Here is a 14,007-nt window from a genome sequence, read left to right as displayed (position 1 = left end):
CTCCGTCCGAAGGGCTGCTGCTGCAGCTGCGAAAATGAGGAGGACGTGACGTGGTCGAGAAAAGCGGAGCCGAAATCCTGGTCGAGGCGCTGGTCGATCTCGGCGTGGAGCTCGTGTTCGGCTATCCCGGCGGCGCGGTGCTTCCGATCTACGACGCGCTGTTCCGGCAGTCGAAGATCCGCCACATCCTGGTCCGCCACGAGCAGGCGGCGACTCATGCGGCAGAGGGCTACGCCCGCTCGACCGGCAAGCCGGGCGTCGTGCTCGTCACCTCGGGCCCCGGCGCCACCAACGCGGTCACGGGCATCACCGACGCGCTGCTCGATTCGATCCCGATGGTGGTCATCACCGGCCAGGTTCCGACCGCGCTGATCGGCACCGACGCGTTCCAGGAAGCGGACACGGTCGGCATCACCAGCCACTGCACAAAGCATAATTATCTGGTGAAGGACCCGCAGCGCCTCGGCTCGGTGGTGCATGAGGCATTCCACATCGCCACCTCCGGCCGCCCCGGGCCGGTCGTGATCGACATCCCCAAGGACGTGCAGGTCGCGACTGCGCGCTACAGCACGCCGGGTCCGATCCAGCACAAGACCTATCGCCCGCAGATCGAGCCCGACGCGGTGGCGATCGAGACAGCGGTGGAGATGCTGGCGGCGGCCGAGCGCCCGGTCTTCTACACAGGCGGTGGCATCATCAACTCGGGGCCGGAGGCATCGCAACTGCTGCGCGAGCTGGTGGCGCTCACCGGCGCCCCGGTCACCTCCACGCTGATGGGCCTGGGCGCGCTGCCCGCTTCGTCCGACAAGTGGCTCGGCATGCTCGGCATGCACGGCACCTATGAGGCGAACCTGGCGATGAACCAGGCGGACCTGATCATCTGCCTGGGCGCGCGCTTCGACGATCGCGTGACGGGCCGGCTCGACGCGTTCAGCCCCCACAGCCGCAAGATCCACGTCGATATCGACCGTTCCTCGGTCAACAAGAACGTGCGCGTCGACCTGCCGATCGTCGCCGATTGCGGCCGTGCGCTCGCGGCGATGATCGACCTGTGGAAGGCGCGGGCCTACCCCACGCCGGACCTGACGGAATGGTTCGCTCGTATCGCCGGCTGGCGTGCCAAGCACTGCCTCGACTTCGAGGATCGCGCGGACGAGATCATGCCGCAGCGGGCGATCCGCGCGCTGTACGAGGCGACCAAGGCGCGCGCGCCGATCATCTCGACGGAGGTCGGCCAGCACCAGATGTGGGCCGCCCAGCATTTCGGGTTCGAGGCACCCAACAAGTGGCTCACTTCGGGCGGCCTCGGGACGATGGGCTATGGCCTGCCCGCCGCGATCGGCGCTCAGCTGGGTGAGCCGGACGCGCTGGTGATCGACATCGCCGGCGAAGCCTCGATCCAGATGAACATCCAGGAGCTGGCGACCGCGACCCAGTACCGGCTGCCGGTCAAGATCTTCATCCTCAACAACGAATATATGGGCATGGTCCGCCAGTGGCAGGAGCTGACCTATTCGGGCCGCTATTCCGAGAGTTACAGCGAAAGCCTGCCGGACTTTGTGAAGCTGGCCGAGGCCTATGGCTGGAAGGGCATCCGCATCGAGCATCCGAATGATCTCGACGCCGGGATCGAGGCGATGCTCGCCCATGACGGTCCGGTCGTGGTCGACTGCCGGGTGTCGAAGCTCGCCAACTGCTTCCCGATGATCCCATCGGGGGCCGCGCACACCGAGATGATCCTGTGGGCAAGCGAGGTATCGGGCGAGATGGACGACGAGGCCAAGGCGCTGGTCTGACGGCGGCGCCGCCTCCCCTCTTTCCCACAGATTTCAACCGGATCGGCTGAACCATGCACATCAAGGAAGAAGTGCGCGAGCGGCACACGCTCGCCATCATCGTCGACAACGAGCCGGGCATCCTGGCGCGCATCGCCGGGCTGTTCACGGCGCGCGGCTATAATATCGAGAGCCTGACCGTCACCGACATCTCGGAAGACGATCTCATCAGCCGCATCACCATCGTCACCTCGGCCTCGGCCCCGGTGATGGAGCAGATCCTCGCCCAGCTCGAACGGCTGGTGCCGGTGCACAAGGTTGTCGACCTCACCGCACTTGGGCCCCACGTCGAGCGCGAGCTGGCGCTGGTGAAGGTGGTGGGCGCGGGCGAGCACCGGATCGAGGCGCTGCGCCTCGCCGAGGTCTATCGCGCCCGCGTGCTCGATGCGACCACCTCCAGCTTCGTGTTCGAAGTGACCGGCGGCACCCAGAAGGTCGACACCTTCATCGAGCTGATGCGCGAAGTCGGGCTGGTCGAAGTCGCCCGCACCGGCGTCGTCGCCATCGCCCGCGGCCGCGAGCCCGCCTGATCCTCGTCCGCTCCTGCCCAGGCGGGAGCCCGGAACCACACACATGGCCTCTGCTTGGGGCCGCAAGCAATTGAGTCGAAAGGGAAGAACATGCGCGTTTACTACGACCGCGACGCCGACCTGAACCTGTTGTCGAACAAGAAGATCGCGATCCTCGGCTATGGTTCGCAGGGGCATGCCCATGCGCAGAACCTGCGCGACAGCGGCGTGCAGAACATCGCGATCGCGCTCCGCCCCGGCTCGCCCAGCGCCAGGAAGGCAGAGGACGCGGGCTTCAAGGTGCTTCCCAACCAGGAAGCCGCCGCCTGGGCCGACATCCTGATGATCCTGGCGCCCGACGAGCATCAGGCCGCGATCTATGACGCGGATATCAAGGGCAATCTGCGCCCCGGTTCGGCGCTCGCCTTCGCGCACGGCCTCAACGTCCACTTCGGCCTGATCGAGCCGCCGGCGGATATCGACGTCATCATGATCGCGCCCAAGGGCCCGGGCCACACCGTGCGTTCGGAATATGCACGCGGCGGCGGCGTGCCCTGCCTGATCGCGGTGCACCAGGACGCGTCAGGCAACGCGCATGACGTCGCACTCGCCTATGCCTCGGGCGTTGGCGGCGGCCGTTCGGGCATCATCGAGACCAACTTCCGCGAGGAATGCGAGACCGACCTGTTCGGCGAGCAGGCGGTGCTGTGCGGTGGCGCCACCGCGCTGGTCCAGGCCGGCTTCGAGACGCTGGTCGAGGCGGGCTACGCCCCTGAAATGGCCTATTTCGAGTGCCTGCATGAGCTCAAGCTGATCGTCGACCTGATGTACGAGGGCGGCATCGCCAACATGCGCTACTCGATCTCGAACACCGCCGAGTACGGCGACATCAAGACCGGCCCGCGCATCATCACCGAAGAGACCAAGAAGGAAATGAAGCGCGTGCTCGCCGACATCCAGTCGGGCCGCTTCGTGAAGGGCTTCGTGCTCGACAACCGCGCCGGGCAGCCGGAACTGAAGGCCAGCCGCATCGCCGCCAAGCGCCACCCGATCGAGCAGGTCGGCAGCGAGTTGCGCGCGATGATGCCCTGGATCGGTGCCAACAAGCTGGTGGACAAGGACAAGAACTGAGGCAGCAGACGGGATCGCGCGAGCGATTCCGTCTGTCCCACCCCGTTTGTTTCGAGACAAACAAACGGGTTTGCAAGAACGCTAGCGAAACAACCTGTTTCCTCTTGCATGGTTTGACAGCGAAGGGGCGGCGGCAGACTAATCCGCCGTCCTTTTCGTTGGAGAACTTTCCATGCGCATGCCCCTGATCCTCGCCGGCGCCGCTCTCGCGGTCGCCGCTCCCCTCCTCGCGCAGCAGATGCCGATCCCCGGCACTGCCGACGTCAGCCGTGTCGCGGCTGGCACCTACAAGACCGATCCCGCCCACACGCTGATCGGCTGGCGCGTCAACCACCTGGGTTTCAACGACTACTTCGGCATCTTCGGTGACGCCGACGGCACGCTGGTGCTGGACCCGAAGAAGCCCGCCGCCGCCAAGCTCGACGTGACGATCCCGGTCAGCAAGCTCACCACCGCGAGCGCTGGCCTCACCAAGCACATGATGAGCAAGGACTTCTTCAACGCGGAAGTCACGCCGACTGCGCGCTTCACCTCGACCGCCGTCAAGGTCAGCGGCACCCGTGCGACCATCACCGGCAACCTCACGCTGAACGGCGTCACCAAGCCGGTCGTGCTCAACGCCCACTTCACCGGCGCGGGCGCGAACCCGATGTCCAAGAAGCCGACGATCGGCTTTGAAGCGGATGCCAAGATCAAGCGCTCCGACTTCAACATCGCCTATGGCATTCCGGCCGTGTCGGACGAGGTGGAACTCGACATCAGCGCCGCCTTCGAGCAGGCGTAAGCAGCCACAAGGGGGCGCGACACCGCGCCCCCTTCACACCGCACCCCCTTCACACCGCACCTCGTCTCGCACTCGCGTCAAACCGGCTGGACAAGCCCGCCTCCGCGCGCCATGACGGCGCCCGTGATCGCTGCACTGCGCCTTCTTCGACTTATCCGCCCTTAGGGGCGTGTTGCGCATGCGTGCATGCCCCTAAGGGCTGTCTTTTTCCGACCAACTTGCTGACCGACGCCCGCGCCACGCGTGCGGCGACTTGCCAAAGAGGCTGCGATGCTGCGCGATCCTTCGACCAAATACCGCCCCTTCCCCCAGGTGGACCTGCCTGACCGGCAGTGGCCGTCGCAGACGATCACCCGCGCGCCGCGCTGGCTGTCGACCGACATGCGCGACGGCAACCAGGCGCTGATCGATCCGATGGATGCCGAAAAGAAGACCCGCTTCTTCGACCTGCTCGTAAAGGTCGGCATCAAGGAGATCGAGGTCGGCTTCCCTTCCGCCGGTGCCACCGAGTTCGACTTCATTTCCGGCCTGATCCGCAACGGCCGCGTACCCGACGATGTGACGGTCCAGGTGCTGACGCAGTCGCGCCGCGACCTGATCGAGAAGAGCTTCCAGTCGCTGGAGGGCGCGCCCACCGCGATCGTCCACCTCTACAACGCCGTCTCCCCCGCCTGGCGCCGCATCGTGTTCGGCATGAGCCGCGACGAAGTGCGCGAGATCGCGATCACCGGCGCCAAGATCCTGCGCGACGAGGCGGGCAAGCGCCCCGACACCGACTGGCGCTTCGAATATTCGCCGGAGACCTTCTCCACCGCCGAGCTCGACTTCTCGGTAGAGGTCTGCGCGGCCGTGATGGACGTGCTGCGCCCCACCCCGGAAAAGCCGCTGATCCTCAACCTGCCGGCGACGGTCGAGGCATCGAGCCCCAACGTCTATGCCGACCAGATCGAGTGGTTCTGCCGCAACGTGCCGAACCGCGACAGCGTCGTCATCAGCCTCCACCCGCACAACGATCGCGGTACCGGGGTGGCCGCCGCCGAGCTCGGCCTGATGGCCGGGGCGGACCGGGTCGAGGGCTGTTTGTTCGGCAATGGCGAGCGCACCGGCAACTGCGACATCGTGACACTCGCTCTCAACATGTACACGCAAGGCGTTGATCCGGAGCTGGATTTCTCCAACATCGACGAGGTCATCAACACCGTCGAATATTGCAACCAGCTGCCCGTCCACCCGCGCCACCCCTATGCCGGCGAACTGGTGTTCACCGCCTTTTCCGGCAGCCATCAGGACGCGATCAAGAAGGGCTTCGCCGCCCAGGCGCAGCGCAACGACGGCCTGTGGGACGTCCCCTACCTGCCGATCGACCCCGCCGACCTCGGCCGCGATTACGAGGCGGTGATCCGCGTCAACTCGCAGTCGGGCAAGGGCGGCGTCGCCTGGGTGCTGGAGCAGGACAAGGGGCTGAAGCTCCCCAAGCGGATGCAGGCCGACTTCAGCCGCCACGTCCAGCGGGTGGCGGACGAGACCAGCCGCGAGCTGAACGCCGCCGACATCTGGGGTGCGTTCGAAGCCGCCTATCTGCCGAACGAGGGCGACCGCTTCCAGCTGGTCGATTATTCGGAAAGCCACGGTGCTGCCGGTCAGGCGCGGACCTTTGTGGGCGAACTGCGGCTCGATGGCGAGACGCGGTCGATTTCCGGCAAGGGCAACGGCCTGCTGTCCAGCCTGCTCTCGGCGCTGCGCGACGATTGCGGCATCGACCTCGACGTGGTCGACTATAGCGAGCATGCGATCGGCAACGGTTCGGACGCACAGGCGGCCGCCTATCTCGAATGCACGCTGCCCGACGGCACCCGCGTGTTCGGCGCCGGCATCGACGCCGACGTGGCAACTGCCACGGTCCGCGCGGCGCTCAGCGCGGCGAACCGCGTCGCCGCCTGATCCCTCCCAAGCTGTACCCCGGCGAAGGCCGGGGCCCAGTTGGGAAGGCTTCGCGAGGCCGCGCCAGGCCAGCCAGACCACCGCACCTGGGCCCCGGCCTCCGCCGGGGTACGGTTAGAGTTCAAGCGTAGTTCAACCGCTCCAGTGCTCCTGCGCAGGCAGGAGGCCAGGGCCACAAGCGCTCCGCTCCGCAACCCTGGACTCCCGCTTTCGCAGGAGTACGGCGGCTGGTTTCAACCCGGCGGCAGGCTCATCCCAGCCCCATCAGCGACAGCACTTCCTTGCGGCTGCGGTCGTCCTCGCGGAACACGCCCATCATCCGGCTGGTGGTCATCGTCACCCCTGGGGTGCGCACGCCCCGCGCAGTCATGCAGGCGTGGCTCGCCTCGATCACCACCGCGACGCCGCGCGGTGCCAGCTTCTCCCAGATGCAGTCGGCGACCTGCGCGGTCAGCCGCTCCTGCACCTGCAGCCGCCGGGCAAAGCCGTGCAGCACCCGCGCGAGCTTGGAGATGCCGACGACGTGGTCGCGCGGCAGATAGGCGATGTGCGCCTTGCCGATAATCGGCGCCATATGGTGCTCGCAGTGCGACTGGAACGGGATGTCACGCAGCAGCACGATCTCGTCATAGCCGCCCACTTCCTCGAAGGTGCGCGCCAGGTGGTGGGCCGGGTCCTCGCCATAACCCTGGCAATATTCCTTCCATGCGCGCGCCACGCGCTTGGGCGTGTCGAGCAATCCCTCCCGCTCCGGATCGTCGCCCGCCCAGCGCAGCAGCGTGCGGATCGCGTCTGCGACCTCCTCGGGCACGGGCGGCTTTGATGGAGATGCGACCAGATCGCCGTCGGCGGTCGCGGAGGTGTCGGCTTGCATGCGGTGTTCCTTGGTCGATTTTCGGGTCCGACGCGCGTTTGCGGACCCACAAAACGTCGCACCCGGCGCAGACCGCGTTGACGTCTCGAAGAAGGCAGCGTTAATTCCTCACTGCGCAAAAGGAAACTGCGGCCGTAACGGGCCGCGTGGCGCAGGGGGAACGGACGCGCGCATGGGACCAGGAAACGCCGCAGGCTCGCGATGCGCCGCCGCTGCACGCCCTGCCCGGGCCACGCTCGACCTTCGCAAGCGACAAGCTGCCCGAAACCGCGCATAAGCATGGCAACCGCGCGGCCGCCCAGGGGTTCGGACCGCAGGATTTAAGGAGAAGCAGAATGGCCAAGACGTCGACCACCACCAAGACCGGCGCCGCTCGCGGCGGTATCGCCAAGCCCGTCACGCCGTCGGAAGACCTGGCGAAGATCACCGGCAAGGACCCGCTGCCCCGCAGCGAGGTGGTCAGCAAGATGTGGGAATACATCAAGAAGCACGACCTGCAGAACCCGCAGGACAAGCGCGAAATTCTCGCTGACGAGACGCTCGAGAAGCTCTTCGGCAAGAAGAAGGCTTCGATGTTCGAGATGAACAAGCTGCTCAACGCGCACATGAGCTGAGCCTGTCGGGGCCGTCCGGCCATCCGGACGGTCCCGCAGCCACCGCGTCGGTTTCGCACGCCGACGTCCTCGTTCCTCCCGCCCTGCCCGGCCACAGCCTTCCAGCACGGGCTTGCAAGCGCGGCTGCGCCCCCATAGAGGCGAGGCAACTCGCAAGGACCCGGTGCAAATCCGGGTGGCTATTCCGGCCGCCGATCCGCCGGACAACAGATCACATGGACTGCGAAGACGCTGCACCGGGTGCGGCGCCATGTGCCTGCTTGTGGTTTCTGCATGACCGACATTGTTTCCCGCTTCCGGACCGGATGGTTCACCAGCGTCGGAGAGGCGCGTCGCGACGTCCTCGCCGGTATCGTCGTTGCCCTCGCCCTCATCCCCGAGGCGATCGGCTTTTCGATCATCTCCGGCGTCGATCCGCGCGTCGGCCTCTATGCCTCGGTCGCGATCGCGATCGTGATCTCCTTTCTGGGCGGCCGCCCCGGCATGATCTCTGCCGCGACCGCCGCGGTCGCCGTCGTCGTGACCCCGCTGGTCCGCGACCATGGCGTCGAATATCTGTTCGCAGCCACCATCCTGATGGGACTGATCCAGATGGTCGCCGGGTTGCTGCGGCTCGACCTGCTGATGCAGTTCGTGTCGCGCTCGGTCATCACCGGCTTCGTCAACGCGCTCGCGGTCCTGATCTTCATGGCGCAGCTGCCGCAGTTCGTCGGCGTCACCTGGCACAGCTATGCGTTGATCGCGGCCGGCCTTGCCATCATCTACCTGCTGCCGCGCATCACCAAGGCGGTGCCCTCGCCGTTGGTCGCGATCCTCGTGCTCGCCGCGATCAGCATTGCGCTGGGCTTCCCGGTCCGCACCGTCGGCGACATGGGCAAGCTGCCCGAAGGCCTGCCGAGCCTGGCGCTGCCGAACGTCCCGCTCACCTGGGACACGCTGCGCATCATTCTTCCCTATTCGCTGACCATGGCAGCGGTCGGCCTGCTCGAATCGCTACTGACCGCGCAGATCGTCGACGACATGACCGACACCGACAGCGACAAGCGGCGCGAGTGCATGGGCCAGGGCGGCGCCAACATTGCCGCGGCCCTGGTCGGCGGCATGGGCGGCTGCGCGATGATCGGCCAGTCGGTGATCAACGTCACCTCGGGCGGCCGCAAGCGCCTGTCGACCTTCACGGCCGGCGCCTTCCTGCTGTTCCTGCTCGCGGTGCTGGGCCCCGTCGTTGGCCGCATCCCGATGCCGGCGCTGGTGGCGGTGATGATCATGGTGTCGATCGGCACCTTCAGCTGGAACTCGATCGCCAACCTCCGCCGCCATCCGCCGACCTCCTCGGCGGTAATGCTGGTGACGGTGGCCGTCGTGGTCGCCACCCACAATCTGGCCGCCGGCGTGCTGTCGGGCGTGCTGCTGTCGGGCATCCTCTTCGCCGGCAAGGTACGCCGCATGTTCTCGGTCGAGCGGGAAGCCGGCGCCGACGGCAGTGCTACCTACCGCGTCCAGGGGGAGATCTTCTTTGCCTCGGTCGACCGCTTCACCCGCGCCTTCCAGGCGGAGGACAGCGCTGCCCGCGTCGTGATCGACGTGTCGGCCGCGCATTTCTGGGACATCTCGGGCGTAGGGGCGCTCGACAAGATCGTCGCCCGCCTGCGTCGCGACGGCCGCGACGTGGAGGTGATCGGCTACAACCGCGCCAGCGCCGACCTGGTCGACCGCTTCGCACTCCACGACAAGACGGGCGTCGAACTGGGCGTCGTGCCGCATTGAGGCGAGCTCAATCCGCGTCATAGGGGGTCAGGAACAGGATCGACAGGTCCTGCTCCGGCCGCCAATTGCGCTTGCGCATCTCGAACGTCGTGGCGCCCGTCTTGGTCACGCCTTTGCCGCAGAAGCTTACCAGTGTCGTGGGCGCGCCCTTGTCCACCACCAGTCGGAAGTCGCCGATGGGCTTCTTCCAGTTGCTCCCGGTCACCAGGATGTAATCGACCCAGTTCTCGGCATAGCGCGGACCGTCGCCTCCCTTGGCCGAGCGCGCGACGCTCCGCAGGATCGGCTGCTCCACGCAATAGCTGCGGGCGGTGTCGGTGTCCCAGTCCTGGCCGATGCCGGTCATCACCGTTCCACCCACCGACGGAGTGTAGCGGTGCTCGATCGTCACCGGGCGCCCGGCCGGAAACGTCTGCAGCCAGTGATAGGTGGTGCGCAGCACCCACAACGGCTCGCCCGCAGCATCGATCAGGCCCAGCCTCGCCGCCTCCGCACGCTTGTCCGCAGGCAGCCGCGCGATCGCGGCATCGGCTGCGTCGAGGTGGACCGCCAACGGCACATGGTTGGCGATCAGCCAGGCACTGCGATCGACGTCGCCGACCATTGCCTTCTGCTCCACCTCCATCTTGACCGGCTTGCCGTCGACCAGGGTCGTAAAGCCGAGGATGTTCGCCGGCGCATCGACGGGGATCGACACGTCCCCCACAAAAAAGTCCGGCCCGCCAATGTCAGGCATCGGGAAGGCGACTCGAACCGTCGCGTCGCGACCGCTGCTGTTGAGAAACCGATAGCGAACCCGCACCGCCTCCCGTGAGATGTAGAGGTCTTCGGATTGCATCTCGATCGTGTCGTTCCGGGTCAGCACCAGGCCGCCGGCCGCCAGTTGAGCGGTGGAGTCGTTCGCGTCCGCCGGGATCGCCGCCAGCGCCAGGGCAAGAACGGGCACCACCGCGGCCCGGATCGCCCCCCACCTCTGCTCAGCACGCTGCACCCGGTTTTCCTTCCCTATTCACCGTATGGCTTTGCGCCATGCGGCCGGCCCTACGACGGTGCCTTCGCCCTTGTCTCGATGATGAACGCGCCGGTCCGAAACCGTTCAGGCGACGCGGCATAATTTCTCTTCATCAAGTTCGTGAAGGAGAGCAATATGCGTACGCTGATCGCTTGGGCCGCCGCCGCAACCATGGTCGCTATGCCGACCGTCGCTTCGGCACAGAGCTACCACCGCGGGTATGATCGCGACGTTCGACGCGAAGTACAGGAGTGCCGCCGCGAACTCCGCCGCGCAGATAGCCGCCGGGAGTATCGTCGTGAGCAGCGCGAATGCCGCCGCGAGATTGCCGAAGCGCGCCGGGACGCTCGTCGCGACTGGCGTGATGACCGCCGCGACCGTCGCGACGATTACCGCGACGACCGCCGCGGCTATCGCTGGTAACCAACGTCTGTCGGAGCGGGGCCGAGCCTCGCTCCGATAGCAGGATCCCGGCAGACGCGGGCGAAAACAGCGCTCGCCAGGCACTCGCAACCGCGCGATGGTACGGATTGCACAACGCCCGTTCGTCGTCGGAGGTTGGAATTGAGCCGTACCATCCTGGCCGCTGTCGCTGCCGTGATCCTCGCCGCGCCGGAGGTTAGGGCCGACGAACTGCAGAACCGCGTGCTTGCAGCGATGCGGGCCAGCCGGCCGGACGGATTCCGGTTTCAACGAACCAGCGTCACCGACCGGACCGGCGCAGCCCGCACGACGGTGGTGGAGCAGTATGATCCCGGCCGCCCGGCCGCGCAGCGCTGGCAGCTCGTCAGCGTCGACGGGCGCAAGCCCACCGCCAAGGAAGCAGCGGGATCGCGCAAGGCGAAGCGCGGTCCTGTCCCCGCCTATGCCGAGCTTGCGAAATGGTTCGGCGCGCCCGCCACGCGGAGCGATGCCTCGCCCGGCTAGGTCACCTACCGGTTTGCCCGGCTACCAGCCGGAGCCGTCAAGATCGGCTCTCACGATGCCTCCGCCGACACGCATGCAGAAGCGCTCGTGAACGTGAAGGCCAAGACTCCGTTCGTTGAACGCGTGCGGTTCACGTCCGCCAAGGGCTTCCGGATGATGATGGTAGCGTCGGTGCAGAGCATGGTTGTGGTCAGCCGCTATGCGCTGCTGCCGAGTGGCGAGGTCGTGCCCGCCGCCTCCGACACCAGCCTGACCGGATCGCTGTTCGGAAAGTCGGGGCGCATTCACTCAACCGCCACCTACGGCGGGTTCCAGCCCGCCCGATAGGTTGCCCGGTTTAGCGGCTTTCCTCGGGCTCCACCGGCCGCGCATCGGGCGGCAAGCGCTCCAGCGCCTCGCGCTCGATCCGCTCCAGCTCGCCCAGCGTTTCCTCCAGCGCCTGCTTTTGCCGGCGCAGCCGCTGGATACGGTCGTGCACCCGCAGCGCCAACTGGCGCATCTGCTCATGGTGTTGCGGATCGGCGTCGTAGAGGTCGAGGAACTCCTTAATCTCGCGGATCGAGAAGCCCAGCCGCTTGCCGCGCAGGATCAGCTGCATGCGCGCCACCTCCCGCCGGGTGTAGATGCGGGTTGTGCCCACCCGGCGCGGCTCGATCAGCCCCTGGTCCTCGTAGAAGCGCAGCGTGCGCATCGTCACGCCAAGTTCGGCCGACACCTCCTGGATGCCCGACAGCTGCTCGCCCTCGGCCGGCAGCGCGCCAGCCTCGGGCGCGCGCAAGGACGCAGCCCGGCTCATGCCGCCGCGTCCTCCTGCAACGCCGCTTTGGCGTGTTCCTCGGCCACGAGCTCCTTTTTGGAAAGCTTGCCGATCAGCGTCTTGGGCAGGGTCTCGCGGATCTCGACCTCGCGCGGCATCTCGATCTTGCTGATGCGGGTGCGCAGGAAATCGCACAGCTCCGCCGCGCTGGCCGGGTGGTCGGGCCTGAGCGTCACGAACGCCTTGGGCGCCTGTCCGCGATAGCGGTCGGGCAGCCCGATCACCACGGCTTCGGCCACCGCCGGATGTTCATACAATGCCTCCTCGATCACGCGCGGATAGACGTTGTAGCCGCCGCACAGCAGCATGTCCTTTATCCGGTCGACGAGGAAGAGGTAGCCATCCTCGTCGAAATAGCCGACATCGCCGGTGCGCAGCGCGCCGTCGATGAAGCAGTCCTCCGTCGCGTCCGGCCGGTTCCAGTAACCCAGCATCACCTGTGGTCCGCGCGCGCAGACTTCGCCGCGCTCACCCTGCGGCATCAGCTTCGTCGAATCGATCAGGTCGCGGATCTCCAGCACCGTGCCTGGGAACGCCGGCCCGGCGCTGTTGGCCTTTACCGTGCCGCCGTTGAGCGGATTGCAGGCAATAATCGGCGACGCCTCCGACAGACCATAGCCTTCGACCACGCGGCAGCCGGTGCGTTCCTCGAACGCCTGGCGTACTTCCAGCGGCAGCGGCGCGCCGCCGGAAATGCAGGTGTGGCAGAAATCGAGCCGCGGCACGCGTGCGATATCGAGCTGGTTCACCGCATTGTAGATGGTCGGCACCGCAAAGATCTGCGTCGGGCGCGTCCGCTTCAGGGTGGCCAGGAACTGGTCCATCTCGAAGCGGGGCAGCAGGATCATCTCGGCCGCGGTCTCGACCGAATAGTTGAGCACCGTGGTCAGCGCGAACACGTGGAACAGCGGCAGCACGCCCAGCGTGCGCTCCTGCTGGTCCGGTGGGCGGCCGACATGGAGCACCATCTGCTGGCTGTTGGCGGTGAGGTTGGCGTGGCTGAGCATCGCCCCCTTGGGCTCGCCGGTGGTGCCGCCGGTATATTGCAGCACCGCCAGATCGCTCGGGGATTGCGCGACCGGATCGGGCGCGGCGCGGTTCGACACCAGCCGGCTCCAGCGGACGTGCCGGGGATCTTGGCCGATGCGCGCGAGTTCGCGCCGCTTGAACAGGCGCAAGCCGATCGACTTGGCCCAGGGCAGCACGTCCGCGAGCGAAGCTGCCACCACATGGCGCACCTCGGTTCCTGCACAGGCGGCGAGCAGCTTGTCGTGGATCGCGACCAGGTCCGGCACGATCACCAGCTCGGCGCCCGAATCGACCAGCAGGTGGTGCAGTTCCCGCTCCACATAGAGCGGGTTCATCGCCACCACGACCGCGCCGATCTTCAGCACCGCGAAATAGGCGATCACATAATAGGGCGTGTTGGGCAGGCAGAGGCCGACGCGCGTGCCGGGGCGGACACCCAGGTCCTGCAGCCCGCGGGCGGCGCGCTCCACCTGCTCGGCAATCTCGCCATAGGTCCAGGTGCGGCCCAGGAAGTCGATCGCGGTCCGCTGCGGATACACGGTCGCCGCGCGCTCCAGCAGGCTCGGAATCAGCCGAGGCTCGATCTTCGCCGGTACCGCGCCGAGGGGCGCGCGCTCAGTCACGGGCATCGCCGCGCTCATCGGGCGTGCTCCAGCATCCAATGGGGCTGCGTCAAACTGCACATGCGGCCTTTGCCTCCTCTCCGGCGCCGCCTGCTCTCGTTCCGTCGGACTCGCTTTCACGCGGGCTCTCGACATGTCGGCGCC

14 protein-coding genes and 1 other annotated feature are annotated in these 14,007 nt (G+C 66.9%); of the genes, 10 read left to right on the top strand and 4 right to left on the bottom strand.

The window, feature by feature from the left end; genetic code table 11:
• The first annotated feature begins 50 nt into the window (after positions 1–50).
• The 5 genes from LK533_RS06960 (at position 51) to leuA (ending at position 6,200) form a co-directional block, all read left to right on the top strand.
• Positions 51–1,796 carry an acetolactate synthase 3 large subunit gene (locus tag LK533_RS06960; RefSeq protein WP_229362052.1) on the top strand — a complete coding sequence of 582 codons (1,746 nt, stop codon included), beginning with the start codon at positions 51–53 and terminating at the stop codon, positions 1,794–1,796.
• Between the two features lie 53 nt (positions 1,797–1,849).
• A complete protein-coding gene (gene ilvN / locus LK533_RS06955; RefSeq protein ID WP_229362051.1) occupies positions 1,850–2,365 on the top strand; it encodes an acetolactate synthase small subunit in 516 nt (171 codons plus the stop codon).
• 90 nt (positions 2,366–2,455) lie between these two features.
• Positions 2,456–3,475 (top strand): ketol-acid reductoisomerase, encoded by a 1,020-nt coding sequence (gene ilvC / locus LK533_RS06950; RefSeq protein WP_229362050.1) that lies wholly within the window; start codon positions 2,456–2,458, stop codon positions 3,473–3,475.
• 172 nt (positions 3,476–3,647) lie between these two features.
• Entirely contained in the window at positions 3,648–4,259 is a 612-nt protein-coding gene (locus tag LK533_RS06945; protein WP_229362049.1) for a YceI family protein, read from the top strand.
• 270 nt (positions 4,260–4,529) lie between these two features.
• On the top strand, positions 4,530–6,200 hold the full coding sequence (leuA, locus tag LK533_RS06940; RefSeq protein WP_229362048.1) for a 2-isopropylmalate synthase: 1,671 nt from the start codon (positions 4,530–4,532) through the stop codon (positions 6,198–6,200).
• A gap of 250 nt (positions 6,201–6,450) precedes the next feature.
• On the opposite strand, the gene folE is transcribed toward leuA, so the two are convergent.
• Positions 6,451–7,074, bottom strand: coding sequence for a GTP cyclohydrolase I FolE (gene folE, locus LK533_RS06935; RefSeq protein WP_229362047.1), 624 nt, complete (start codon positions 7,072–7,074; stop codon positions 6,451–6,453).
• 335 nt (positions 7,075–7,409) lie between these two features.
• On the opposite strand from folE, the gene LK533_RS06930 reads away from it, so the two are divergent.
• Together LK533_RS06930 and LK533_RS06925 are read left to right on the top strand one after the other, a co-directional pair.
• Positions 7,410–7,688, top strand: a complete 279-nt coding sequence (locus LK533_RS06930; RefSeq protein ID WP_229362046.1) for an SWIB/MDM2 domain-containing protein — start codon at positions 7,410–7,412, stop codon at positions 7,686–7,688.
• Between the two features lie 153 nt (positions 7,689–7,841).
• Positions 7,842–7,897 (top strand) — a sequence feature (sul1 is cis-regulatory element that is thought to sense ions involved in sulfur or methionine metabolism; They are found in Alphaproteobacteria).
• A gap of 64 nt (positions 7,898–7,961) precedes the next feature.
• On the top strand, positions 7,962–9,455 hold the full coding sequence (locus tag LK533_RS06925) for a SulP family inorganic anion transporter (RefSeq protein WP_229362045.1): 1,494 nt from the start codon (positions 7,962–7,964) through the stop codon (positions 9,453–9,455).
• Between the two features lie 7 nt (positions 9,456–9,462).
• On the opposite strand, the gene LK533_RS06920 is transcribed toward LK533_RS06925, so the two are convergent.
• The gene (locus LK533_RS06920) at positions 9,463–10,401 is read right to left on the bottom strand and encodes a DUF4424 domain-containing protein (RefSeq protein WP_229362044.1); all 939 of its coding nucleotides are present in this window, start codon (positions 10,399–10,401) and stop codon (positions 9,463–9,465) included.
• 201 nt (positions 10,402–10,602) lie between these two features.
• Here LK533_RS06920 and LK533_RS06915 point away from each other — a divergent pair, with 201 nt between their 5' ends.
• The 3 genes from LK533_RS06915 (at position 10,603) to LK533_RS06905 (ending at position 11,721) form a co-directional block, all read left to right on the top strand.
• Positions 10,603–10,890 (top strand): hypothetical protein, encoded by a 288-nt coding sequence (locus LK533_RS06915; RefSeq protein WP_229362043.1) that lies wholly within the window; start codon positions 10,603–10,605, stop codon positions 10,888–10,890.
• A gap of 141 nt (positions 10,891–11,031) precedes the next feature.
• A complete protein-coding gene (locus LK533_RS06910) occupies positions 11,032–11,394 on the top strand; it encodes a hypothetical protein (RefSeq protein WP_229362042.1) in 363 nt (120 codons plus the stop codon).
• A 93-nt stretch (positions 11,395–11,487) separates the two neighbouring features.
• Positions 11,488–11,721 carry a hypothetical protein gene (locus LK533_RS06905; RefSeq protein ID WP_229362041.1) on the top strand — a complete coding sequence of 78 codons (234 nt, stop codon included), beginning with the start codon at positions 11,488–11,490 and terminating at the stop codon, positions 11,719–11,721.
• A 10-nt stretch (positions 11,722–11,731) separates the two neighbouring features.
• Here the strand turns inward: LK533_RS06905 and LK533_RS06900 are convergent, their stop codons facing one another.
• Together LK533_RS06900 and LK533_RS06895 are read right to left on the bottom strand one after the other, a co-directional pair.
• On the bottom strand, positions 11,732–12,190 hold the full coding sequence (locus tag LK533_RS06900) for a MerR family transcriptional regulator (RefSeq protein ID WP_229362040.1): 459 nt from the start codon (positions 12,188–12,190) through the stop codon (positions 11,732–11,734).
• A complete protein-coding gene (locus tag LK533_RS06895; protein ID WP_229362039.1) occupies positions 12,187–13,881 on the bottom strand; it encodes a long-chain-fatty-acid--CoA ligase in 1,695 nt (564 codons plus the stop codon). Before LK533_RS06895 ends, LK533_RS06900 begins: the two co-directional genes overlap by 4 nt.
• Positions 13,882–14,007: the final 126 nt, after the last annotated feature.

It is taken from the genome of Sphingomonas sp. PL-96 (assembly GCF_020707215.1).
Lineage (GTDB): Bacteria > Pseudomonadota > Alphaproteobacteria > Sphingomonadales > Sphingomonadaceae > Sphingomonas.
This window is presented reverse-complemented; position numbering and strand designations above follow the sequence as displayed.

Coding starts and splice junctions, on each gene's coding strand:
- LK533_RS06930 (WP_229362046.1), top strand. CDS start 7,410: ATGGCCAAGACGTCGACCACCACCAAGACCGGCGCCGCTCGCGGCGGT.
- ilvN (WP_229362051.1), top strand. CDS start 1,850: ATGCACATCAAGGAAGAAGTGCGCGAGCGGCACACGCTCGCCATCATC.
- folE (WP_229362047.1), bottom strand. CDS start 7,074: ATGCAAGCCGACACCTCCGCGACCGCCGACGGCGATCTGGTCGCATCT.
- LK533_RS06915 (WP_229362043.1), top strand. CDS start 10,603: ATGCGTACGCTGATCGCTTGGGCCGCCGCCGCAACCATGGTCGCTATG.
- LK533_RS06895 (WP_229362039.1), bottom strand. CDS start 13,881: ATGAGCGCGGCGATGCCCGTGACTGAGCGCGCGCCCCTCGGCGCGGTA.
- LK533_RS06945 (WP_229362049.1), top strand. CDS start 3,648: ATGCGCATGCCCCTGATCCTCGCCGGCGCCGCTCTCGCGGTCGCCGCT.
- ilvC (WP_229362050.1), top strand. CDS start 2,456: ATGCGCGTTTACTACGACCGCGACGCCGACCTGAACCTGTTGTCGAAC.
- leuA (WP_229362048.1), top strand. CDS start 4,530: ATGCTGCGCGATCCTTCGACCAAATACCGCCCCTTCCCCCAGGTGGAC.
- LK533_RS06900 (WP_229362040.1), bottom strand. CDS start 12,190: ATGAGCCGGGCTGCGTCCTTGCGCGCGCCCGAGGCTGGCGCGCTGCCG.
- LK533_RS06925 (WP_229362045.1), top strand. CDS start 7,962: ATGACCGACATTGTTTCCCGCTTCCGGACCGGATGGTTCACCAGCGTC.